The organism is Paenibacillus sp. 11B, from assembly GCF_030487755.1.
Taxonomy (GTDB): Bacteria; Bacillota; Bacilli; order Paenibacillales; family Paenibacillaceae; genus Paenibacillus; species Paenibacillus vandeheii.
Map to the genome: position 1 here is coordinate 435,427 of NZ_JAUKNS010000001.1, position 23,588 is coordinate 459,014.

Annotated in this window: 22 protein-coding genes and 1 riboswitch; of the genes, 3 read left to right on the forward strand and 19 right to left on the reverse strand. The window is 44.8% G+C overall.

Features of this window, described 5'->3' with window-relative positions; translation table 11 throughout:
• Positions 1 to 2: 2 nt before the first annotated feature.
• The 3 genes from Q0V21_RS01910 to pdhA all read right to left on the reverse strand — a co-directional run bounded on the left by Q0V21_RS01910 (position 3) and on the right by pdhA (position 3,651).
• Positions 3 to 1,325 carry a dihydrolipoamide acetyltransferase family protein gene (locus Q0V21_RS01910; RefSeq protein WP_301877319.1) on the reverse strand — a complete coding sequence of 441 codons (1,323 nt, stop codon included), beginning with the start codon at positions 1,323 to 1,325 and terminating at the stop codon, positions 3 to 5.
• 175 nt (positions 1,326 to 1,500) lie between these two features.
• Positions 1,501 to 2,478: an alpha-ketoacid dehydrogenase subunit beta gene (locus Q0V21_RS01915; protein ID WP_024630358.1), complete on the reverse strand. Its 978-nt coding sequence runs from the start codon at positions 2,476 to 2,478 to the stop codon at positions 1,501 to 1,503.
• A 105-nt stretch (positions 2,479 to 2,583) separates the two neighbouring features.
• Positions 2,584 to 3,651, reverse strand: coding sequence for a pyruvate dehydrogenase (acetyl-transferring) E1 component subunit alpha (gene pdhA / locus Q0V21_RS01920; RefSeq protein WP_024630359.1), 1,068 nt, complete (start codon positions 3,649 to 3,651; stop codon positions 2,584 to 2,586).
• 255 nt (positions 3,652 to 3,906) lie between these two features.
• Between pdhA and Q0V21_RS01925 the strand changes: the two genes are divergently transcribed.
• Entirely contained in the window at positions 3,907 to 4,641 is a 735-nt protein-coding gene (locus Q0V21_RS01925) for an alpha/beta hydrolase (RefSeq protein ID WP_301877323.1), read from the forward strand.
• 157 nt (positions 4,642 to 4,798) lie between these two features.
• Here Q0V21_RS01925 and Q0V21_RS01930 read toward each other — a convergent pair whose 3' ends face one another.
• Both Q0V21_RS01930 and Q0V21_RS01935 read right to left on the reverse strand, forming a co-directional pair.
• Positions 4,799 to 5,269 (reverse strand): low molecular weight protein-tyrosine-phosphatase, encoded by a 471-nt coding sequence (locus Q0V21_RS01930; protein WP_301877324.1) that lies wholly within the window; start codon positions 5,267 to 5,269, stop codon positions 4,799 to 4,801.
• A 1-nt stretch (position 5,270) separates the two neighbouring features.
• The gene (locus Q0V21_RS01935) at positions 5,271 to 5,939 is read right to left on the reverse strand and encodes a trimeric intracellular cation channel family protein (protein ID WP_024630362.1); all 669 of its coding nucleotides are present in this window, start codon (positions 5,937 to 5,939) and stop codon (positions 5,271 to 5,273) included.
• A gap of 187 nt (positions 5,940 to 6,126) precedes the next feature.
• On the opposite strand from Q0V21_RS01935, the gene Q0V21_RS01940 reads away from it, so the two are divergent.
• Complete coding sequence (locus Q0V21_RS01940; RefSeq protein ID WP_301877325.1) at positions 6,127 to 6,768, forward strand: thiamine diphosphokinase; 642 nt, start codon at positions 6,127 to 6,129, stop codon at positions 6,766 to 6,768.
• Positions 6,769 to 7,050: 282 nt separating this feature from the next.
• Complete coding sequence (locus Q0V21_RS01945; RefSeq protein ID WP_053780904.1) at positions 7,051 to 7,551, forward strand: C40 family peptidase; 501 nt, start codon at positions 7,051 to 7,053, stop codon at positions 7,549 to 7,551.
• 134 nt (positions 7,552 to 7,685) lie between these two features.
• On the opposite strand, the gene Q0V21_RS01950 is transcribed toward Q0V21_RS01945, so the two are convergent.
• From Q0V21_RS01950 to Q0V21_RS02015, 14 genes are all read right to left on the reverse strand, one after another.
• Positions 7,686 to 8,375, reverse strand: a complete 690-nt coding sequence (locus Q0V21_RS01950; protein WP_301877326.1) for a response regulator transcription factor — start codon at positions 8,373 to 8,375, stop codon at positions 7,686 to 7,688.
• A gap of 174 nt (positions 8,376 to 8,549) precedes the next feature.
• Positions 8,550 to 9,599: a MoeB/ThiF family adenylyltransferase gene (locus Q0V21_RS01955; protein WP_301877327.1), complete on the reverse strand. Its 1,050-nt coding sequence runs from the start codon at positions 9,597 to 9,599 to the stop codon at positions 8,550 to 8,552.
• Complete coding sequence (locus Q0V21_RS01960; protein ID WP_301877328.1) at positions 9,596 to 10,363, reverse strand: thiazole synthase; 768 nt, start codon at positions 10,361 to 10,363, stop codon at positions 9,596 to 9,598. Before Q0V21_RS01960 ends, Q0V21_RS01955 begins: the two co-directional genes overlap by 4 nt.
• A 3-nt stretch (positions 10,364 to 10,366) precedes the next feature.
• Positions 10,367 to 10,570 carry a sulfur carrier protein ThiS gene (gene thiS, locus Q0V21_RS01965; RefSeq protein WP_079349231.1) on the reverse strand — a complete coding sequence of 68 codons (204 nt, stop codon included), beginning with the start codon at positions 10,568 to 10,570 and terminating at the stop codon, positions 10,367 to 10,369.
• Entirely contained in the window at positions 10,567 to 11,796 is a 1,230-nt protein-coding gene (gene thiO / locus Q0V21_RS01970) for a glycine oxidase ThiO (RefSeq protein ID WP_301877329.1), read from the reverse strand. Before thiO ends, thiS begins: the two co-directional genes overlap by 4 nt.
• 4 nt (positions 11,797 to 11,800) lie before the next feature.
• Entirely contained in the window at positions 11,801 to 12,391 is a 591-nt protein-coding gene (locus Q0V21_RS01975) for a thiamine phosphate synthase (protein ID WP_301877330.1), read from the reverse strand.
• A 317-nt stretch (positions 12,392 to 12,708) separates the two neighbouring features.
• A riboswitch (TPP riboswitch) is annotated at positions 12,709 to 12,818 on the reverse strand.
• Positions 12,819 to 12,943: 125 nt separating this feature from the next.
• Positions 12,944 to 14,494, reverse strand: a complete 1,551-nt coding sequence (locus Q0V21_RS01980; protein ID WP_024630371.1) for an ABC-F family ATP-binding cassette domain-containing protein — start codon at positions 14,492 to 14,494, stop codon at positions 12,944 to 12,946.
• A gap of 132 nt (positions 14,495 to 14,626) precedes the next feature.
• The gene (locus tag Q0V21_RS01985; protein ID WP_301877331.1) at positions 14,627 to 15,670 is read right to left on the reverse strand and encodes a hypothetical protein; all 1,044 of its coding nucleotides are present in this window, start codon (positions 15,668 to 15,670) and stop codon (positions 14,627 to 14,629) included.
• Positions 15,671 to 15,691: 21 nt separating this feature from the next.
• A complete protein-coding gene (gene ltrA, locus Q0V21_RS01990; protein ID WP_285080847.1) occupies positions 15,692 to 17,497 on the reverse strand; it encodes a group II intron reverse transcriptase/maturase in 1,806 nt (601 codons plus the stop codon).
• Positions 17,498 to 18,193: 696 nt separating this feature from the next.
• On the reverse strand, positions 18,194 to 18,748 hold the full coding sequence (locus Q0V21_RS01995) for a hypothetical protein (RefSeq protein ID WP_301877333.1): 555 nt from the start codon (positions 18,746 to 18,748) through the stop codon (positions 18,194 to 18,196).
• Entirely contained in the window at positions 18,745 to 19,143 is a 399-nt protein-coding gene (locus Q0V21_RS02000) for a hypothetical protein (protein WP_301877334.1), read from the reverse strand. The genes Q0V21_RS01995 and Q0V21_RS02000 overlap by 4 nt, the downstream gene beginning before the upstream one ends.
• A gap of 16 nt (positions 19,144 to 19,159) precedes the next feature.
• Positions 19,160 to 19,645 (reverse strand): hypothetical protein, encoded by a 486-nt coding sequence (locus Q0V21_RS02005; RefSeq protein ID WP_063562843.1) that lies wholly within the window; start codon positions 19,643 to 19,645, stop codon positions 19,160 to 19,162.
• Between the two features lie 59 nt (positions 19,646 to 19,704).
• Positions 19,705 to 21,771 carry a hypothetical protein gene (locus Q0V21_RS02010; RefSeq protein ID WP_301877335.1) on the reverse strand — a complete coding sequence of 689 codons (2,067 nt, stop codon included), beginning with the start codon at positions 21,769 to 21,771 and terminating at the stop codon, positions 19,705 to 19,707.
• Positions 21,761 to 23,587 (reverse strand): ATPase, T2SS/T4P/T4SS family, encoded by a 1,827-nt coding sequence (locus Q0V21_RS02015; protein WP_301877336.1) that lies wholly within the window; start codon positions 23,585 to 23,587, stop codon positions 21,761 to 21,763. The genes Q0V21_RS02010 and Q0V21_RS02015 overlap by 11 nt, the downstream gene beginning before the upstream one ends.
• Between the last annotated feature and the right edge of the window lies 1 nt (position 23,588).

The window sequence follows — 23,588 nt, forward strand, 5'->3', positions numbered from 1 at the left end:
TCTTACACCTCCATAACAAGCAGCTCAGGGTTAGCGAGCAGCTGTTTAATGTAATTCATAAAGTTTTGTGCTGTTGCGCCATCGATAATACGGTGGTCGAAGCTCAGGGAAAGAGCCATTACAGGTGCTGCAACAACTTCGCCATTTTTGATAACGGCTTTTTCGCTGATGCGTCCAGTTCCGAGAATTGCAACTTCAGGGAAGTTGATGATCGGAGTGAAGAACATACCGCCAGCAGAACCAATGTTACTGATAGAGATTGTGCTTCCTCTCATTTCGTTCGCGCTCAGTTTGCCATCGCGGCCACGAGCTGCCAGATCACGAATGGAATCAGCGATCATCCAGATGGATTTACGATCAGCGTCTTTGATAACAGGAACGATCAAGCCGTTTTCTGTATCTGTAGCGATACCGATGTTGTAATATTTTTTGTAAACAATTTCGTTAGCTTCTTCATCGATCATTGCGTTCAGAGCAGGGAATTGGCGGGAAGCCGCAACCAATGCTTTAACGATAAATGGCAAGTAAGTAACTTTTGTTCCTTTTTTCTCAGCAATTGGTTTCATGCGAGTACGGAAAGCAACCAGTTCAGTTACGTCCACTTCGTCCATGATTGTAACGTGAGGTGCTGTGTACGCCGATTTAACCATTGCGTTAGAGATCGCTTTACGGATACCTTTGAATGGTACGCGCTCTTCTTCAAGGCGTTGATCAGCTGCAGCTGCTGCTGGTGCTGCGGATTTTTTCTCTTCTTGAGCCGGAGCTGCGGAAGATGCCGCTGCGGAAGAACCGCCACCATTTTTGAAGGATTCAACATCTTCTTTGGTAACTTTACCGTTGTTGCCAGTACCGTTAACCTGAGCGATGTCTACGCCTTGTTCGCGGGCAAATTTGCGCACGCTTGGTGTTGCCAGAACGTCTTTAGCAGGTACTGCCGGAACGCTGTTGTTGCCGCCTTCTTTAGCTGCATCCGAGCTAGAAGCTGCTGCAGAAGAACCGCTTGTGTCAGCTCCGCCTTGAGCTGCATCTTTTTCTTGCTCGCCTTGATCGCCAGCAGGAGCATCGTCTTGCTCAGGAAGCTCGCCTTCAGCGTCAATGATTGCAACAACTTCGCCTACGTGGCAAACTTGACCATCTTTTGCGAATACTTCTGTTACTGTGCCGTTAACTGGACAAGGTACTTCAACGACCGCTTTGTCATTCTGTACTTCCATGATGATGTCGTCGTCAGTTACTTTGTCACCGACTTTGATGTGCATCTTGATGATTTCGCCTTCGTGAAGGCCTTCGCCCAGTTCAGGGAATTTGTATTCAAATTTAGCCAACTGAAAAACCTCCTTGATTATGTCTCAATCCTGAAAACAACCCTTAACTCCAAGAAACAACCGTTACTGCTAGTGCAATAAACTGTTACTCAAGGGGCTAATGGCTGTTTACAGTGCAGCTTGCGCTGCGGTGTGGATCACCATACTGCGCCTTGCGGCATGTCAGATGATTAAATTAGAAATTTACGACTTTATTAACCGCGGCAACGATACGAGCCGGGTTAGGCAGCCATGTATCTTCGATTTGTGCAAATGGATATACAGTGTCCGGACCAGCTACACGCAGAACCGGTGCTTCCAAGTGCAGGATTGCTTTTTCATTGATTTGGGCAATGACTTCAGCTGCAACACCTGCGCTCTTTTGAGCTTCCTGCACAACAATTGCACGGTTTGTTTTCTTAATGGAAGCAACGATGGTATCGATATCGATCGGGCTAACCGTACGAAGGTCGATAACTTCAACTTTGATTCCTTGTTTTTCGAGCTCATCTGCTGCTTTCACAGAAGTGTGAACCATCATACCGTAAGTAATAATAGTTACATCAGAGCCTTCACGAACAACGTTCGCTTTGCCCAGCTCAACAGTGTAATCTTCTTCAGGTACTTCTGCACGGAATGCATGGTACAAGTTCAAGTGCTCCATGAAGAATACAGGGTCGTTATCGCGAATAGAAGCGATCATCAGACCTTTTGCATCGTAAGGGTTAGAAGGAACTACCACTTTGATACCCGGAGTTTGCGTAAGCAGACCTTCCAGGGAATCTGTGTGCAATTCTGCCGCTTTTACACCGCCACCAAATGGTGTACGGAATACGATTGGAGAATTGTATTTACCGCCGGAGCGGAAACGCATACGAGCGGCTTGAACTACCATTTGGTCAAGTGCTTCGAAGATAAAACCAACGAATTGGATCTCGGCAACCGGACGGAAACCTTGAACACCCAAACCTACAGCCAGACCACCAATAGCGGACTCAGCGAGTGGAGTATCAAATACACGCTCTTCGCCAAACTCTTTTTGCAGACCTTCCGTTACACGGAAAACGCCGCCTACATTACCTACGTCTTCACCGAAAAGCAGAACGTTAGGATCACGTTTCAACTCAACGCGAAGCGCATCACGGATTGCTTCTTTCATGTTCATTTGTGCCATTTGCTTCATTTCCTCCTTAAACATTGACAGTTCACATTTGAATTCATACATGTATACCGGGACACCGGAACCCGTCCCGGATGTTTATGCTTTATCGGAAAAAACTTATTGGAAATCAGCTTTTTGCTCTTCCAAGTGCTTAGGCGTTTGTTCGAACATGCTGTCGATCAAGCCTGAAATCGTCATTTTCTCGGTTTTTTCCGCTTTTTTGATCTCTTCGTTCACTTTAGCTTTTGCTTCTTCTTTCACACGTGCTGTATCTTCTTCAGTCCAAAGACCTTTTTTCTCCAGATATTTAGCGAAACGTGCGATTGGATCTTTAGTGTTCCATTCTGCCTCTTCTTCTTTTGTACGATACTTGGAAGCATCATCAGAAAGGGAGTGAGGACGGAAACGGTAAGTTACAGCCTCGATCAATGTTGCGCCTTCGCCGTTGCGACCGCGTTCAGCAGCTTCCTGAACCGCTTTGATAACTGCAAAGATGTCCATACCGTCAACTTTAACACCTTTGATACCTGCTGCTACCGCTTTGTGAGCGATGGACAGAGCTGCCGTTTGTTTAGCAAAAGGAGTTGTGATGGCATAACCATTGTTTTGTACGAAGAAAATAACAGGCAGTTTGTAAACGCCAGCATAGTTGAGACCTTCATAGAAGTCACCTTCAGAAGAACCGCCATCACCTGTGTACGTAATAACTACTTGTTTTTGTTTCTTCAACTTGTAACCCATAGCAATACCCATTGCGTGCAGGATTTGTGCACCAATGATGATTTGCGGCATCAATACATTAACGCCATCCGGAATTTGTCCACCATGTTGGTGTCCACGGGAGTACAGGAACGCTTGATAAAGAGGAAGTCCATGCCACACGAGTTGCGGAATGTCACGATAGCCAGGACATACAAAGTCTTCTTTTTCAATTGCAAATTCACTACCAACCATTGTAGCTTCTTGACCAGATACTGGAGCATAGAAACCAAGACGACCTTGACGGCCCAGGTTTACTGCACGGTCATCCCAAGTACGGGTAAATACCATGCGGTACATAATTTCTTTTAATTGATCGTCGGAAAGTTTAGGCATCATGTCTTTGTTAACGATTTCGCCGTCAGGAGACAGCACGGACAGAGCTTCTACATCCTCCGTATATACTTCATAAGGAACCTTGCTCATTTTTTTCTTCACCTCAACAAAAAATTTGAATATCAAGTTCCGCTGTTATAATATTATTATACACCTGTTTCACTGCATACGTCAAAGATATCCGTAATTTTTTTATGTTTCCTTCCGGATTGTATGTATAACAGGGGCTTAATATTGGTATAACAGCATAATACATGTTTGCGTGTTTGACCCATCTTCGCACAAGGTTAATCTTACCGTATTGCGCGGTCGAATGCAAAAATTTACCGAGAAAGGTGACGTTTTATGACGGATTCCCGCTATTTGAAACGCACGATTGTAAAGGAAGAGATTGAGAGCCGCTATCTCGGAGAGAAGCGCACACTTCGAATTTATCTTCCGCCTGGCTATAACGAGTTGCTTAGCTACCCTGTCGTTTATTGTCAGGACGGTGAAGAATTTTTCAACTTTGGACGTATCGCCACCACGGCCAACCGAATCATTCTCGACGAGGGAGCCGAACCTTTCATTATAGTAGGAGTTCAGGTCGACGTGTCTGTAAGAACTCAGGAATACGCCCCTTTCGGCGATCGGTTCAAGGCGTATACCGCATGCTTCGCTGAAGAGATTATTCCCTATGTAGAAGAGAAATATCCTGTGCGCCGCTCTCCGCAGGAACGTGTTCTTGCCGGCGACTCACTGGGTGGCAGCGTCTCACTTCACCTTGCTCTACTCTATCCGAACCTGTTCACACGTGTCATCAGCATGTCTGGTGCTTACTACTCCGCTTCTCAGGAAATCTACGCTGCAGCTGAAGACTTGTCCTGGTTATCCATTTGGATGATTGTTGGTTTGCAGGAGACGGCTTTTGAAGCCGACACCGGAACGTATAATTTCGTTCAATTAAACCGGGATACCCGTGATTTGCTGGAAAAACGAGGTGCACTCGTCTCCTATCAGGAGAAAGACGGGCGTCACCAATGGGGATTCTGGCAGAATGAACTGCCGGAAGCTTTGCTTTACTTTCTTCAGGAAAACTAACACAATCATAGAACAGGCGGCTGAAATGCCGCTTTTGTTTTACAATCCAATGATATCGCTTACATAAACATTCAAAAAAGAAGCAGGCTCTCCTGCTTGGTCGTCCAGCTTCTTCTCCTGTATTACATGTGTCAATGTTCAGCAAATATCACATTGGTTATACCAGTGAATGCTCCTTCGCAATCCGATCCAGCAACACGTCACAGCCCGCATCAAGCAGCCTGTACACTTCTTCAAAATTCCCCGTATAATACGGGTCTGGAACTTCACGAAGTTTCTCGTCCGGCAGCATATCCATCATCTTGATAATTTCTGCTTCTTCACCACCGGTAACACTTCTTACGTTAGCAGCGTTGGAATCATCCATGCATATAATGTAATTAAACTGTACGAAATCTTCACTCTCAAATTGTCTTGCAGCCATATCTGCATAAGAAATTTGACGTGAATCAAGCAATTTCCGAGTCCCTTCATGCGGAGGTTTACCGACATGCCAGTCGCCTGTACCTGCCGAGTCCACTCGAATTTGTTGAGCCAGTCCTCTTTCATTAACTTTGTGGCGGAGGACGGCCTCAGCCATCGGCGATCGGCAAATATTGCCCAAACATACAAACAAAACGTTAATCATGTTATTCCCCCTTACTCAAGGTGCGGTTAAGTGGCGCTGTTGCTGTCTTAGGTTTCACACTCTCCGTTTGTACCAGAGAACGACGGGGCAGCTTCCATTTATAATGAACAGAACACATCCGGAAAAACACAACAGCAGCGAAACATATTAACAGTCCAACGTTCGTTGTGAACCAGCCCATGCCTACGGCAAAACCAGCGATTATTGCCCAAACGGCATAGATTTCATCCCGCAGTACCAGTGGCTTCCTGCCTGCCAACAAATCACGAATGATCCCACCGCCTATACCAGTCATCATTGCGGCAACAATCACCGCACTAATGGGATGTCCCATATTTGCCGCATATAACGCCCCTTGAATCGCAAATGCTGCAAGTCCGATCGCATCGAACAGCGCTTCTGTTCGCTTCCAGTGACCAATCCACTTAAGAGGTAATACAAACGCGATCGCTACAGATACTAAGGCAAGCATAATCAGCGCTCCCTGGCTCCACAGCATGGTTACAGGAACACCAATGAGAACATTACGAATAACTCCGCCTCCAAATGCAGTCACGAGTCCCAATACCAGAACGCCCAAAATATCATATTCCTCTTCCATTGCCACGAAAGCACCGGACATTGCAAATGCAATGGTACCTATAATGCTGAATACTTCAAAAATGTGCAAGTCCAACCCGTCCAAACCTCACTTTTCAAGTCATCTCCATGTTGCTCTACCCATTGTATCCGCGCAGGCTGAAATTGTGCAACCACATTTTGTGGATTATACTGGTTTTGTGAATGATATTTACATCAATTCATCACATTATTAGAAGTGATTTAGTTTCTTCATTGATCAGGAAGGATGAAATAGAATGACTAAGAAACGAGTTGTTATTTTTACGGGTGGAACCCTATCTCCTCAATTTCTGAAAGAAATCGGTAAGGATGACATCATTATTGCGGCCGACCGTGGAGCTTTATTTTTAATAGAACATGGGATCCAGCCGCATATTTCTGTAGGAGATTTTGATTCCATTACCAAACAGGAACGGGAGAGTGTACGAGATAACAGCGAACGGATAATCACCTGTGATCCTGTGCATAAGGATTTGACGGATACCGAGATGGCATTCGAAACAGCACTGGATTTTGAGCCTACAGACATTCTCTTGTTGGGCGCAACGGGTACACGCATGGATCATACACTGGCTAACGTACATATTATGGTCCGCGCTATGCAGCATCATATTTCCTGTACTCTGCAGGATGAACACAATTATATGATGCTAACGACCTCCGAAGCTTTTGTGGAGGACCGTGGATATGAGTACGTCTCCCTGCTCCCTCTCACCAATGAAGTTACAGGTATCACGCTGGAAGGTTTCATGTACCCGCTGGAGCAAGCCACTATACGTATGGGGCAATCTTTGGGGATTAGCAACAAACTGCTCGGAAAGTCTGGAACCGTCTCGATCGATAGTGGGTTGTTACTCATTATTCAGAGCAAAGATTAAGCTTTAGCGCAGACTTATTACGTTTTTGTAACCTGTGATTTAGATCAAAAATAATCGCATAAAACAACAAAGACCCTTGATATATCAAGGGTCTTTTCTATGTTTATAATGTTCAAGATTCGTCAATGATTAATTTTTTGACATTTTTAATGGTATTTTAATAAACAAACCCAAACCGTTGCGGCTCTAAGGACGAACAGGTTCCATCCAATTTCTAGGCTGTTACAAAGCTGTTATACTCGCTCTAGCAACTAAACGAAAACGAATTTTGGAGGTACTCACATGAAAACAAACATCTTTGTCCAAAAGGCCGTAACCGTCGGGTTGTGCGCTACACTAGGTTTTGGAGCTGTATTAATGACTAACGCACCTGTTGCACAAGCAGCAAGCGCTTCTGTATCCACAGGACAACAAATCGTGAACTATGGTAAAACCTTTACAGGAACTCCATATAAATTTGGGGCGTCAACTTCTACAACCAAAAATTTTGACTGCTCTTCCTTTATGAAATACATCTTCAAAAAGTATGGTGTTGATTTGCCACGTACATCCGTTAAGCAATCCCAAGAAGGCGTAGCTGTATCCAAAGCTAATCTGCAAGTGGGAGATCTGGTCTTCTTCTCCAGCGGCAGTCGTTCCACAGGGTCCAATATTACTCACGTAGGCGTATACGCAGGAGACGGAAAAGTTCTGCACACGTACGGATCACCAGGTGTTACTCTTTCCGACTTAAACTCGGGAAACTGGAAAAAAACATATATTAAAGCTCGCCGCGTACTGTAGTTCACATTTCAGAAAAAACGAGCGAGTGGGGCCGGATCTGATGATCCGGTCCTTTTATATTTACCCGATAAAGTTCTCTGTTCAAACAGGAGTAATGTGGAAAACAGAAATGGAGTTCGCCGCTACGACCCTTTTTAATGAGAATGAAGCATATAGCCGATCCCCCGAACGGTATGAATTAATTTGACGCTCCTCCCCTTATCCACCTTCACCCGCAAATGTTTGATATACACATCCACCACATTGGTATCCATTGCAAAATCATACCCCCACACTTCCCTTAAAATAACGCTCCGGGCACATGCCTCGTTCACATGACGGGCCAGAAACTCCAGCAATTCGTATTCTTTCGGAGTCAATACCAGATATTCACCTGCACGACTTACACGACGTGAACGCAGATTGACCTTGAGATCATGCACAACAATGATTTCTTCATCTTCCTGTGCAGCATGTGAGAACACACGTAAAAGATTTCGTATTCTGGCCATCATCACATTACCATGAATAGGTGCTTCCATCACATCATTAGCCCCGTAATCGAGTAATTCCACAATTAATTCAGGCGATATCTTGGGAGTAATCACAAGTAATGGAGAGGTGACACCCATGTGTACCAAAGATTCCAGTCCACTCTTCAGGTTATCTTCATGACAGCCTTCATTTATTAATATGATCATATTGAGATTCGTTAGTGTTAGTTCAGAAAGATCGTGCAGTTTGGTCCATTCCATTTGCTCGACTTGGTACCCTTCAGCACCCAATATGCCTTGAATAAAAGAAACCAGATCACCCCTGCCAACCAGTAATATGGATGTTTTCATGTTTTCACCCGGCCTGTCTTATACGCTGCTACCTTGGTTAGTTTCAACTACAGCTGGTCTCCACATACTTGTGACCACTGTGCATCGCAGCATTCTTGTATGTTTATCATGCCGTAAAATGAAAAAGTCCATTCCCGGAAGGAACGGACTCGAAGAATTCATTTGTTTTTATCTTTAACCAAAGTACCGATGAACCAGCGTACGCGCCTCTGCCGTGTCTTTTGTTCCATGAACAAGGACGCGCCCATCCTGAAAAATAACCATCCTGTACGCTCCAGTTGTGAAAGAAACCAAAAATGGATTGGCCTCCACTTTGCCCTCATCCAGCTTGCCGAGGCGATCAGCCGTATGCTGCAAATCCAGTTTCATTCGCCGGGAAGGACGAATCTGTACTGTATCCCTGCCACATAATACATCTGTTTTCTCCAGGTTTGAGGCTGAGAGGTACGGATAATTTGCCTTTACTCCGCAGGAAGGACAATCTTCTTTTCTGGCACCGTCAACGTTAATGGATATATATTCATTTCTCCACACATCGAATGATAGCAATTTGCGTCTAAGCGCATCTAGATTACCACTAAGAAACTTCATCGCTTCAGCAGTCTGATTCGCCGTAACCATCTGCACTGCCTGAGGGATAATGCCTGACGTATCACAGGTGTCCCCACCTAACGGAACCTCACCCAACAAACAGTTTAGACAAGGGGTTTCTCCAGGCAGAAATGTGTAGGTGATTCCATAACTGCCCACACATCCGCCATAAATCCAGGGAATGCGATACTTCTGAGACATGTCATTTATTAAAAGCCGGGTATCAAAATTATCTGTTGCATCCATGATTAAGTCTGCATTCTGAACCAATTCTTCCAGTTCATCCACTCTAACGTCCATCACTCTACCTACAACTTCAACAGTAGAGTTAATCTCCGATAGGCGCTTCTTCGCTGCCATCGCTTTAGGCATTCGCTCAGTGGCGTCTTGCTCTGTATATAACTGTTGTCGCTGCAGGTTGCTCCACTCCACATAATCACGATCTGCAATGGTAATATGGCCAATTCCCGAACGCACCAGTGTTTCTGCAATCCCCGTGCCAAGCGCACCAGCTCCAACAATCAATACTCTGCTGTTACTCAATCGATGCTGACCTTCCTTACCGATAGGTGTGTACCGTTCCTGTCTGGAATAGCGGTCTCCCTGCTCAGAGGATTGTGTCTGATTAGTCATGTATGAACCATTCCTTCCGCCGGACTACTCGCCGCTGCATAGCGCTTGACGGGAATCATGCCTGCCTCATAAGCCAGTCTGCCTGCTTCAACCCCCATTAGCATTGCTTTTGCCATCTTTACCGGGTCCCCAGATCCGGAGACAGCCGTATTCAACAATACACCGTCAGCTCCCAGCTCCATCGCATGAGCAGCGTCTTTTGGTGCACGAAGTCCTGCATCCACAATGACAGGAACGACGGCTTGTTCAATAATAATCTCCAGATTATAGGGATTAATAATTCCTCTCCCCGCCCCTATGGGCGAAGCCCCAGGCATAACGGCATGTACGCCGAGTAGTTGCAATCGTTTGGCCAGAATAACATCATCCGAGATATAAGGCAGTACCGTAAAGCCCTTTTCAAGCAAGATCTCGCAAGCTTTATAGGTTTCAATCGGGTCAGGAAGCAATGTGATTCCATCGCCGATGACTTCCACTTTTATCATATCACAAAGTCCTGAAGCCCGAGCTAATTCAGCGATTCGCACCGCCTCCTCTGCCGTTGAAGCACCCGCTGTATTAGGAAGCAGGGTATACTTTTTCAAATCCAGTGTATCCAGAAAATGCTGTTTGTTGCGATCTTCCAGATTCAAACGCCGAACTGCAAACGTTAATACTTCCGTTCCCGAGGCTTCAACCGCTTGGCTCTGCACTTCCAAATCCGAAAATTTGCCTGTACCCAGCAGTAACCTGGACTCAAACGTATACTTTCCAATCCTCAACATGGTTCAACCGCCTCCCACAAAATGTACAATTTCAATTCGATCTCCGTCTCTTAACGTTGTCGTTTCATGATATTCACGTGTTAAAATTTGCCGATTCAATTCAACTACCACGGTTTTCACTTGCAGATTAAACGAATGGAGTAATTTGTCCACACGATTTAAACGATCCTCAATATGCATGCTTTGTCCGTTGACAATGATATTCACTGCAATATCTCCTTTCGGTGTAACCGTTCCGGACTTAGGTCCTGAATACCCAGCTCTTCCGAGGTTTTACCATCAATTAAGTCAGCCATTAAGCTGCCCGTGATCGCACTAAGCAGTATGCCATTACGATAGTGTCCAAAAGCAGCGAATAAACCCGGAACACTTTCACAAGCACCCACATAAGGCAACCCATCCGGAGTCGAAGGACGTACTCCCGCCCACGCTCGGATAAAATGCGCTTCCTTCATACCAGGCAGCCAATTTGTCGCGGCTGAAAGCAGCTTCTGAATCCCTTGAACGGAGACCTTTATGTCGGTTCTTCCAGGAAGACTTGTTGCACCAATCCACACTTCTCCATTCGCTTTGGGAACAATATATATATCCTCTGCATACACCGTTTTGTCAGGTCTGTAACCGACATGGTGGGGTGAGAACTGCACGGCTGCAATTTCACCCTTCACAGGCAAAACAGGTGTATCAAGGCCCACTTGTCTCATCAATTCTTCGCCTTGTAACCCTGTAGCGATAATGACATTTCTCGAAGTCATTGTTCCAATTGAAGTCTCAATACCTTGCACTCCATTCATGTCCGTATGCAAACAGACATTCTGTACACCTTCCATCACCCTGGCACCCAGTGCCTGAGCCGATCTGACATAAGCCTGCGTTAGATTGACAGGAAGAACCTCGCTCTCGGAAGGTCTGTAATATGCGCCATACGTATCCCTGTTTAACCATGATGCTTCTTGTTGGACAGCCACTCGATCCCACCAAATATGTTCTGTAGAAAAGGAAGACGATCGTTTATTCTTGTAGCTGCTGACCTCACTGTATGAACGAAAAGGAGTAATAAATCCATGCTGTTGCAAACCCATTTCCACTCCGCTAAGTGAATGGATTCGCTCCTTCTGCTCGTGAAGTAATGCTCTGCTCTGCCGCGCAAGCTTCGCCATCACAGCATGAGTGAATTCCTCACTGTCCGCAGCAAGCATCCCGGCAGCTGCACAGGAAGTTCCCCCGCCTATTCTTGCACGCTCAACCAGAAGAACGTCGTGACCGCGGGTGGCGAGTTCACATGCAATGGCACTACCAATAACTCCTCCACCAACAATAATCGTTTCCGCATGAAGCTTGCCTCGAATCTCTGTTCCACCTTTACTCCTGAATACTGTTCCTGGATGATAACCCGAACGATTCCTGCTCTGGCTTCTTGCTTCCTCTCTCATGTTCTCATCTCCTTGGTTCGGCGTTCTCTGAATCCCTGATTGCCTGCCGCAATGAAGCGGCAGCCAGCTCCGGCTTGCTGTTCATCCAAATGGTTGAGATTACCGCAGCACCTTTGGCACCCGCAGTACGAATAGCCCTGATATTCTCCGGTCTAATCCCGCCAATCGCAATCACTGGAATCGAAACATTGGAGCATACTTCAGCCAACGCAATAAGACCTCTAGGTTCGCAATTCGGTTTACTATCGGATTCGTATACATGCCCGTAAAAGAGATAATCGGCTCCACGTTCTTCTGCAACTTTTGCTTCTTTCAGAGAATGAACTGACACGCCTACACGAAGCCGGTTCAGTCGATTTAACTCAGCCAGATCATAGCCTTCAATAGCTGCTTGACCCCAATGCACACCACCCAACCACGCATGTTGAGCCAGCTGATCTAAGCCGTTCATAACGATTCGTTTAGATGGAACACCTTGTGTTTTTAGACTTTGCGCCCAATACATCTGCTGCTCTAGGGTCAGCTTTTTTTCCCGAATGTGGATATAATCGATCCATCGCCATACTTTCTTAGCCGTATCTAGAAAAGAGTACATGTCTCCCTTACCTAGCGAAATGACATGCAGTTCAAATGATTGTGCTCCTACATGTTCATGGAAGATTGCCGTCCTGTTCGCCCTCCTCTTGCGTGCTTTAAGCTGGTATAAAACAACAAAAAAAGCCACTCCCGTAGAGGAGTGGCCACGAATTTAAAATTCATGATCAACTGAATGACTGTCGCATGCAATTACTCTATACATAACGTATAACCAACTATAAAAACCATCCATAGTCGCAACGTAGTATACCTAGAAACCGCATGATTCATCTTGCAGGCAATATCGCAAAGTCAACGATAACGCCCTTTGTCATTAGCTGAAACGCGCCACTTCCCTACGCTGGTATGATCCAGATCAGGTGCAAAGGGTCCGGAATCGCATTCTTCCATCTCAGCCGCATCGTGCGGCCCCCCTAGTGTTCATATGAAGCTGTAGCCTATGTTACCATAGACATCTTTTTTTGTCACCGTACATTTTCCATTTATTACGTTCTTTATCCATTGCTGAAGACAATCTAGTTATCGAAATAGCTCGTCTGGTATGAAGTAACTATTGTTTCTCGGACCACGCCTCAACATCCCACGTTTTGGTTACCCAGCCTTCATAAAATTCAGGTTCATGGGATACAAGCAGCACGGTACCCTTGAATTCTTGCAGGGCACGTTTCAGCTCTGCTTTGGCCGTCACATCCAAATGGTTCGTAGGCTCATCGAACAAAATCCAGTTGCTTTCACGCATCAGAAGCTTACACAAACGAACCTTCGCTTGCTCTCCACCACTAAGCGCGTTAAGCGGACGGGTGATATGCTCATTTTTCAATCCACAACGTGCAAGATGGCCCCGGACTTCATTCTGTGTCAGATGAGAGAATTCATTCCAAACATCTTCGATCGGGGTAATATTACCTGCACGTACTTCCTGTTCGAAATAAGCGGTTTCCAGATAATCACCCAAGAAAGTCTTACCACTGAGGGGTGGAATTTTCCCCAAAATGGTCTTGAGCAGTGTTGATTTACCTACACCGTTACATCCAACAATGGCAATTTTCTCGCCACGCTCAATCGTCATCGTCATTTTGGGCAGTAATGCATACGAATATCCAATCTCAAAATCAATACCCTCAAAGACCGTTTTACTGCTCGCACGGGCATCCTTGAAATTAAACGTGGGTTTGGCTGCTTCGTCTGGACGATCAATCCGTTCAATCTTGCCGAGCTGCTTCTCACGGCTCTTGGCACGACCGGAAGTGGAAGCGCGGGCTTTGTTCCGCTGAATGAAATCTTCCTGCTTCTTGATATACTCCTGCTGTTTCTCATAAGCATCAATATGTTGGGCCTTATTCATGTCAGCCATTTCAAGGAATTTGTTATAGTTGGCTGCATAACGCGTCAACTTGGCAAACTCCAAATGATAAATAACGTTAACGACCTCATTCATAAACTCCGTATCATGCGAGATCAGAATAAACGCGTACGGGTAATCCTTCAGGTAGCGCGTCAGCCATTCAATGTGTTCCACATCGAGATAGTTCGTCGGCTCATCCAGAAGAAGAGCAGTGGGTTTCTCGAGTAAAAGCTTGGCAAGCAATACCTTTGTACGCTGACCACCACTAAGCGCAGCCACGTCACGATCCAGACCGATGGCTGACAAGCCAAGTCCATTCGCCATCTCTTCCACTTTCACATCAATCAGATAAAAATCACCTTGCTCCAATTGCTCCTGAATGTCACCCATTTCTTCCAGCAACAATTCGAGCTTGTCCGGATCGGCGTCTGCCATCTGATCCGTGATGGACATCATTTCTTTCTCTAACTCAAGCAAGGGAAGGAACGCATCCTTTAACACGTCACGAATCGTTTTTCCAGGCGTGAGCTTGGTATGCTGATCCAGATATCCATAACGAACTTTGGGGGTCCATTCGACCTTCCCTTCGTCCTTTAACAATTTCCCGGTAAGGATGTTCATTAGTGTGGACTTGCCCACACCATTTGCTCCAACAAGGCCTACACGCTCTCCGGCAAGTAAACGAAAAGATACATTTTTAAATAAAGTACGGTCTCCAAAATTGTGACTCACGTTCTCTACTGACAATAAACTCATAAGATGAGGTTGCTCCTATCTATTGGACATTACTATCGTTCCGAAACCCTATTTTAGCACAGGTGTTGCCTTTTCTGAAAGTAATGTAAACATCTCATGCAACCTCGCTTTTATATTACAAACAAACTGCCTTTAATTCTTGGAACAGTTATACTCAAAATAACCTTGCCCTGCCGCTTGTTTGGCACTTATAAATACTTCTTCGGCTCTGTAACCATTGCTACATGTGGAAGGGTAATAATATTTGATTCCACTCAACGGATCAACTCCGCCAACAATCGCTGTTTTCTTCACCAGTCTGCCACCACCAATGGCATAATTGTTAATCTTTTGGTTACCTACAGGTATTCCTTGGATAAAAGCCATAAGTCCCGTATCATTAATCGAGTTGTACCAATCTTCCTGAGAAATCAAAGGCATCGTAAAGGTGTAGGAAACACCATTCCTTCTTGCAAACTCATTATGCCTGTTAATAACATCTGCCAAATCTTCCTGCACACTTGTCACGATCCGGCTTCGTCTGACCTGCTCAAACGTCTCGGAATTCTGAAGCAGAGGGATTTGCGTGCTGGAGGCCAATTCTTTCTGGAAACCCTCCACCCACTTGCCCATGCCTGCATCATAGGCATACACATACCCATCGAGTGTGAAGTTAATACTGCTACCATTTGAATCCGAATATGTATAGGGCTTTTTGGGACTCCAAACCTGTCGGAAGGTATCCTCAAGGTTACCGGTCATTTCTGTTTCGTTCGCCAAAATATAGTAACCATCATAATCCAGCACGACTATTGCAGGAATGTAATTAAACATGGTTCGTATAGCAGCAGGGTCATCCTGAATCCCCATATTTAGTGCCATGGTTTGGGTAAATGTAGTCAAAGCAAGCTCTTTGTCCGCTTTAACAAATTTGGTTGAATCATACCCTGCTTCATCGTTTTGCTTCTCATTTTGATGCATCACAGCCCCTGCATCCAGTACAGCAGTCTGAAGTGCCATCTTATATCGATTGCTTAAATATTGAGCCTCTTGGGCATTGTTTGTATGGTGAGATATAACCCAAAATATAGGTAAAAAGATAAGCACAAACACAATGGAAAGATCAATAGAAATAGGTAAGGATTTGATATAATCACCGCCTTTTCCCCTTCTCCACACCGTGCGTGCGACTTTCATCGCACACGGCGCTCCATCTTTTTAGATTTTTATTACAATAGGTTCCAAGTTACTCATTTTTCGGTACAGGTTGATTTTCTGAATCGTAGAGTCTGAAAATCCAAACGGCGACATGAGTTTGACAATCGTCTCTGATTTTGTAGCATGAACAAGTTTATGGATATCTTTGTGTAGAATACGTAGATTGCTAAAATCGTCTGTCCCACCTAAATGGATTGGCAAAAGATGATGGCAATGCACGTAATCAGCAGTTAGTAAAATGCCAGATATCTCGCATTTGCCACCCTGCATACTATATCTACTCAGTCTGTTATCCAGGTATTCAATGCTACGGTTTGGTATGTTTGACTGCATTAGTTTAATTAGTTCATATCTAATATCCGTCTTTAAATCCCTATGAAGTCTCTTTCTTCCTTCTGATGTATACGGATTTAACGTCTGCTGAAAGCATAGGTTGTTAACCGTTTTTACATCTCTGAACGGAAAGAGATATACACCTGCGACCTTAAAGGTTCTATATCTGTTCCTGTAGAACTTCTTGAAGGTTGGCGGGGCATTATCAGGATATTGGTATTTACCAATAACTTTGAGACGATTGTATGTGAATGCTTTCAGATCAAAGGCAAGTCGTGAGAACTCTACACTAACATGTGTTGCACGTGAAAAGTAATTGTGTAAACCAAGTACAAAGCTATTGAAGAGAAGAGCGTTTTGAGTAATTGGTGCTTTGTGCAGATTCTTAATGCGCTCTCTTGCTTGCTTCTTGATTTCTGCTCTCTTCTTTTCATTTATACCCGTATAGGCGACTCTTCTTTTTCCTTTTTTCTCAGCCCATATTGTGAATCCCAGGAAATCAGATTTACGTTTCCTGAGGTTTACAATCTGTGATTTTTCGGGTGAGATGTCTAGTTTAAGGCGGTCTCTAAGATAGAGTCTTACAGCGTGATACCACTTCTGAGCTGATTTCCAATCCCGACAAAGAATTTTAAAATCATCGGCGTATCGCACAATATATCCTTCTTTAAGATTGGTTTTCTTGAGTGCTCTGATCCTGTGATAGTCTCCTGCATAGGCGTATTGAGTTTCGAAGTTTGTCCATTGTCCTGCAACCCACTGATCCAAGTCATTTAATACTACATTTGACAGGAGAGGAGATAAGATTCCACCTTGTGGTGTGCCTTTCAACGGTATCCCTTCATCTTCAATTTCAGCTTTAAGCATTTTGCTGATGATTCGAAGTACTCTTTTATCCCTAATACCCATATTCCATAGTTGTTTCAAAAGCAATGTGTGGTTCACATTATCGAAGAATCCTTGAATATCAACATCAACGACATAATGGAGATTGGTTGTGTTTATAAGATGTTGTACTCTCGCTAGAGCGTTGTGTGTTGATCTTACCGGTCTAAACCCGTAACTATGTTTATAGAAGTAAGCTTCCGCAATTGGTTCAATAATTTGTTTAAAACATTGCTGAATGATTCTGTCAACTATGCATGGAATGCCTAACGGTCTTTTCTTTCCATTAGGTTTTGGTATAAGGACTCGCCTAACCTTTTTGGGTTGATAATTCAAAAGCTTGTTTCTTACGTGGCTCACAATCTCTTCTTCTGTTAGTGTCTTTATATTCTCTATGGTTTTGCCATCTGTTCCTGGTGTAAGTGAGCCTTTGTTTGATTTAATTGTTCGAAAAGCTAGGAGGATGTTCTGATGTGAGTTTATTAGCCCGTATAAATTATCGAACTTTTTTCTTCCTAGTGCTTTTTCGTGTAAATCAGTAAAAGTACTCGTCATGTCGTAGTAGTCCCAGTATCGAAGAGTTTGCACTGTGGCTTCACCTCCTTACGGTGATTCCCCACGTTCCTACCTGATCGGTGCAATTCACTTTTCGGAAAAATTGTTTATTATCTAAAAAGACTTGAGGCTGTTCCTCCGTAGCCATTACAGCCACTTCATTGGTCGTGCCTCTACTCTCACAAGGATTAGTACATTTCAGCAAATTTCTGCCTTATAGTAGACGTCTAGGATGACAGTCCTGTAAATCGACGTTCCTTGCTTTCCTTGTACCTTGTGACCTAGCTATGCTTGCTAGACCTTAGGTGCCTCCTTTGAGCCTGTGGACTTGATATCGCCATTGTTCGATATAGCGTGTTTCCTAGACTACAATCGTACTCTACGCTATCCACCCTGACTTCTGTCAGTACATATGTTTCCATATGTTATGAATTTAGACCCGTACATTCGGAGGTTCGTCAGGTTTTTTACAACCATTCTCACCATAGTCCGCTTTTCAGCCATCCGGCATATCAGTTAGCATACCTTCTCAATAGAGTGGCTCCAGCTTCCCTTCTGCCGACTTCACCTGTGCTTCATACCCGACACGCTGTCCGTGTCACGCACGCAGGAGATTAACGGAATTGTTTCAGGATACATGGTTCCCTCTTTCCAATTCTCGGTCGCAAAGTTGGACTTATTTAGTTAAGTCCCCGCTTTTCCCGAATTGTTCGGTTATAGCGGAACAAGTCACACGTAATCTTCATTGAGCACCATACCTCCATATGTGGTAAACACCGCTGCAGCCTGCGCAGACCGGTTCAACCACTCACGAATCAGCATGGCAGGTGTACGATTGGTATTTTTGACGGTTACTGTGAAGAAATCCCCCATTGCCAGTGTATATCTACGCCCTGGATCGTCTGAAGCCAGCAAACCAGAAGAAGGAAACAGCTTTGCTTTAATCTGAGCTGAATAATAGCCATCCTGCACAGTTTCATAGGTTCCTGAGAATGTGCTCTGATCCATCGGATCTGAATAATGAGGTACATATTTTTTGTGCAAATGCTCCATGGCAATCTCATAGACGTTACCCGTTCGAGCCATCTGCTCTTCGAACTCTGCATACATGCCAGGTGAAATATATCCCTTTGTTCTGACCGCATCAACAAAACGTGTAACCGTCTGAACAACGGTCATTCGTGCCATGTCATCCTGTCGATCCGCAGTCTCTGCTGCCGGGTATACATAAAGCAAAATCACTGCCAGCAAAACTGCTAGCAGCTTGGATGCGGCATTAATCAAGGTGTACTGACCTCCTTCCAAAATGCAATCTTCAGCAGTTCACCAGCCTCACTTCTTATGAACTCAGGTCTATACGAGGCTGCAAGCTGGACAGGTATGGTTCCTCTTCTGTTTACAAGGGGATCAATGACGTATGCATTCCCGTCTACCTCTACGCTGACCGTTGTCCCTGTCATCTGCCTCACAGTGTGTAAAACCTCAGCACCGCTATAACGGGTTGGTTCACTGATGCGTAAAGTAGTGTTCAGCCGCCCTTCCATCTCTGTTGTCGTCTGCACCATGTGACTCAGAGCGTCTGATAGACCCCTAACATTTTGCTGCCCGTACAGGCAGGCTGTCACAAAAAGGACAACCGCCGTACAGAACAACATAAGCTGCTGTGTATTCTGGGACATCTTAAACCAACTCCTGTCAGGATTGCTGGAAAATAAGCCCTCTTACCACATTAGATCTGTCTTTTACAATAATCGCTTTGAATTTACCGCTTGGATTGACATACTGATTATCTTTTTCACTCATGGTTTGATTAATAATGCCGACTTTATCATCTGGAGAAATCACTGAACCATAATCCGCATTATTGAGATCCTGGGAGATGTTTAACTGATTACCGTACCATTGGCCTCCTTTATTTTTACCTGTAATAACTTGAATACCGAACTGATCCTTGTCCGCATATTTACGCAACGCGTTTGTAACCTGTGATCCGCTAATGGTAGTTCCGTCATAGACCGTAAATGCAGCTTGGGATAACTCGGTCTGAATATCCGCAAAATTGTTTTGTGCCGTTTTGGTCGCCTCCTGAGCCGAAATAAACAACAGAACCACAATCGTAATAAGGGCGATGGTCAGAAAGATGCCTGCTGCCACCTTTAAAGCGCTTGATGCATTGTTCATGATAAATCCTCCTAAATATATTGTTTTTAATTTATTTCAGACTGTGACGTACATGACCGTTACAGTTTCTGAATCTGTTCATAATAAATGTTCATTTGCAGGAAACTCATACCTACCAACGGAATGACCAGATAGAGGAAGATCAAGGCATACATCGGTGTAAATCCGATCATTCTACCCCAGGATGCTTTGACATCAATCATCTTGGTATATTCCTGCTTGCGTTGTTCAAAATAAAAGGCCATCATGCTATCCAGATCGTCAAAAGCTTCCCGAATTGAAATTTTCCCGAGTGCAAGTTGCAGTTTTTCCACCAGACGCTGAAATTCAGGTAAACCTGCATCCTCTTTTAATTGTTCAAGTGCATGCTCCGGCCCATGTTCAAAATGCAACAAACATTTTTGCAGCGGCCTTTTGAAAATGACTGCAAAGCGATTGAGCCATTCCAACATCTCCTCGACAGACATACGGTCCATTTCCCGCAAGATCGAGATTACCGTCTGAAACTGATAGATTTCATGTTTCATATCCATACTGCGCATCTTGCGCTGGAACAGCAAGAGCCAGATCGGCATGTGATAACCCGCTATACCTATCATCATCGCAATAATCAGCTCCCACCAGTGGAGGTACTGCTTGTTGTATACTTCCAGCTTCTGCAGGATGCGCGCAACGGTTTCCGTCTGAGTATCATGATCCAGTTGCACGGGATTCATAGACTGCAATGCATTGGAGACTTCATCAAAAGTTGCTCCACGCTTCATTTCGATGCTTTCAAGTACCGCTTGATCCAAGTTTGTCTTTTCCGTAGCCTGCTTCAGTTCCGCCTCTCCCATCGCGCCAAACATCCGGTCATCTCTCCCAGGATCATGTAAGATATGATTTCGTTCAACCTGATGCAGCAGAAAGACGCAGCCAATGGTCAGGACAAAACAGCTTGCAAATAACATCAGCCTTCGTATTGCAAGCCATTCATATTTCAGTTCCGAACTGCTTTCCCGCATTAGTCTTACGGTTTGACTATAGTTGGTACTGCCAGGTTTGGCCGCGAACAACATCGCGACTTTACGGATGAATGTCTGCTTGTATAAGAACTGATCGATCCTGGAGTGTTTGCGCCCAGTCCGATATCGGGTTTCATCATATTGCTGCAGTCTTTGCAAAAGCAGATAGGCAAGTATGATAATGACATAGATTGAAATTTTGGTAACAAACCCGATTTTGCTGCGATAGAATTCATCCATAGTCGGAAAACTTCCTCTGGCCCAGCGTTCAATTGGAGCTGTGAACAGAACGGGGGCTAGGGCAATGATATTTAACCCTTTTAACAGATAGTCCAATTTGTCCCGCCGCAAAATCTCCAGATGAATTTCCTGCGTCAGATTCCCCAGACCTTTCAAGTAAATCGAACCCTGTGCTCTGTCTTTATCACCGAATTCCATCACCATATATGAAATACCGGCAAAACCTTTAAGAAAACGATTAGGTGCAATCTCATAGTAACGTTCCAAAGCTTCGTTCGGGTCCGGCGAAGTCAATGCTTCATAGATCAACAGCACTTGCTCCGCAGCCTCTCCTTTACCTGCTTCCGCTGCTTCATACAGTGCTTCCTCTACCATTCCATGCTGGTGGTACCGATGCCTCACGTCGGCAAACAGATCCAGCATCTGTACCAACAGTCGCTTCTCCATACGATTCAGACACATATCCAGCACAAGACTGTTCAGAACTACAGCGCAGAGTACAGACAATATGACAAAGCCGATACCCGGCTGCATAAGGAACAGGATTACACTGATGCTCCCGTATCCTGCGAAAATAATTAGAACCACACTCATCGTCATTCGTCTTAATGCTGGTTCGTCGCCAACATGTCGATATGAGATTCGTTTCTGTACTTGTAAAATATAAACAGAGAGCAGCGGCACTTTCATGCCCCAGCGATAAGACTGTAGCAGGAACGATCCCCACCGCAGCGTACGATTTCCGTTCAGTGTAGCGATCCCTATGGATTTACTAGCAGTATCACCTCCTCTATGACGTAACAGATTCAGTACAAGTAGCGTGATTACCAGACCACCTGCACATATCGCCAGCACCAAAAGAAGAACTAACTTAACAGTCATAGATATCACCCCAATGTTGCTTGATGAACTGTTCGAACAGCGCAGCGTCCTGTAGTGTCATCTGATCCCGCATATCTGTGATACTGCCCATTGAGATTGGAGCTGTGACGACGTAATTGCCATCCCTGTATTCGACTACATTGCGAAACGTAAAACCCGCCCGTTCTTCAACGCTGTCTCCTTTATTCGCACGTGGCAGACATTCCGTGATTCGTTCTATATATCTTCGTCCCTCAGCATCCTTCTTCATATGTACATCGAAATTAATGACACTAACTACTTGCTCCTCAGCAATATGTTCATGCTGGAACATACCTGTTTTGAGCAGTGAATTGCGGAGGGAGAAGACCAGATCACGAAACGTTTTGGCATGATGGGTAAACAGGGTGAACAGACTGGCAACCTGGGACATCTGAATCATCCACGCGGCTACTTCGTCACTTGCAACCTCACCAAGAATGTTAACAGTACCATCCGTCTTTTTCTGTAAATCCAGTCCCTGTTGACCTGAAATGTGCTCCGTCTCCCGGAAGCTTAGAATGTTACGCCGACTGTATATACGCCGCAGCTGCAGCTCGAAAGCCATCTCCTGTACACGCAGCGTATAGGAAGCATAAATATGCTTCACCATTGCCATAAGCAGCGTCGTTTTACCCGACCCCTGTGCTCCAGTTACAGCTGTTATTCGACTGCCTTTCATCAAATATTGCAGCAAAGTAATGGGCAGATCTGCGTTGTTTCCGGTAATCAGCTGCTCCAGTGAAGCATTGGGAATATCGAATTTCCGGACAAAGAATGCCCATGATTCGGCAAAAGGAGGTCGGACAACAACGACACGTGATCCGTCCTTCATCTCGTTCACTTTGTACCCATTCGCTTCCGAAAGCTGTCCCGGATAGTTATACTTATAAATATTTTGACATACCCTCTTCAGTTCACGGATACTGCCAAATGACAGGAAGGACAGATGAATAGACTTACCTTTATAGAAAATCCAGACACTTTCCATTCCGCTAAGTGGTTCTTGGAGGGGAGCGTCTTCAAGTCCATCCTCCAACAGATCGTTCCACGAAGCTGGCTGTCGTAGCCCCATATCCTGAACTGCATCCAGCATGCCGCTAACACCACCACTAACGCCATCTATCCGTTGATCTCTTATTTCATCAACAACCGAGAAGCCTTTGTAATGTTGATAGATGCGTTGAACAATGATATCTGTTTTTTCTCTAAATCCAAGCTCTCTATACTCACACTCAAACACATATCGGATATCCTCTTCGGAGATATAATAACTCCCTCCGTCATCTGCATTTTCATCCAGCCTCAGTCTGCCAAGGTCATAAGTATCAATCATGCGTGACAAGGCATCGACACCGAATTGCTGCCGGTATAGATAAAACACGATTTCGAATTGATCCTGAATCGTCAGCAACTCCGTTTCTCCAAAATAAATGACTTCATCGATATTTGACTTGTTCAGTCCTATGCTGCGAGTGAGCAGATCACCGATCAGATTTTTGACATACGTTTTGTCACTGATGCTTCCTGATACACAACCTTTAAGAGCCTTGCGCATCTCGGCACGCTGATTGATTCTTCGACGATATTCTTCTTCATGCAACCCGGCATCAGCAAGTTGGCTATGACTAAGCTCATGAAGCGAGTTTTTTACTTTCTCTGTCAGCACTTCAATCGTGAAGGATTCTCGCTCAGGAGCACGGTTATTCTTTTCACGATGGAAAGCTCTATATTTGAACCAAACATACGCAAGACATAACAGCACAATTAATATTAACCATAGGGAATTCCAGAGCATC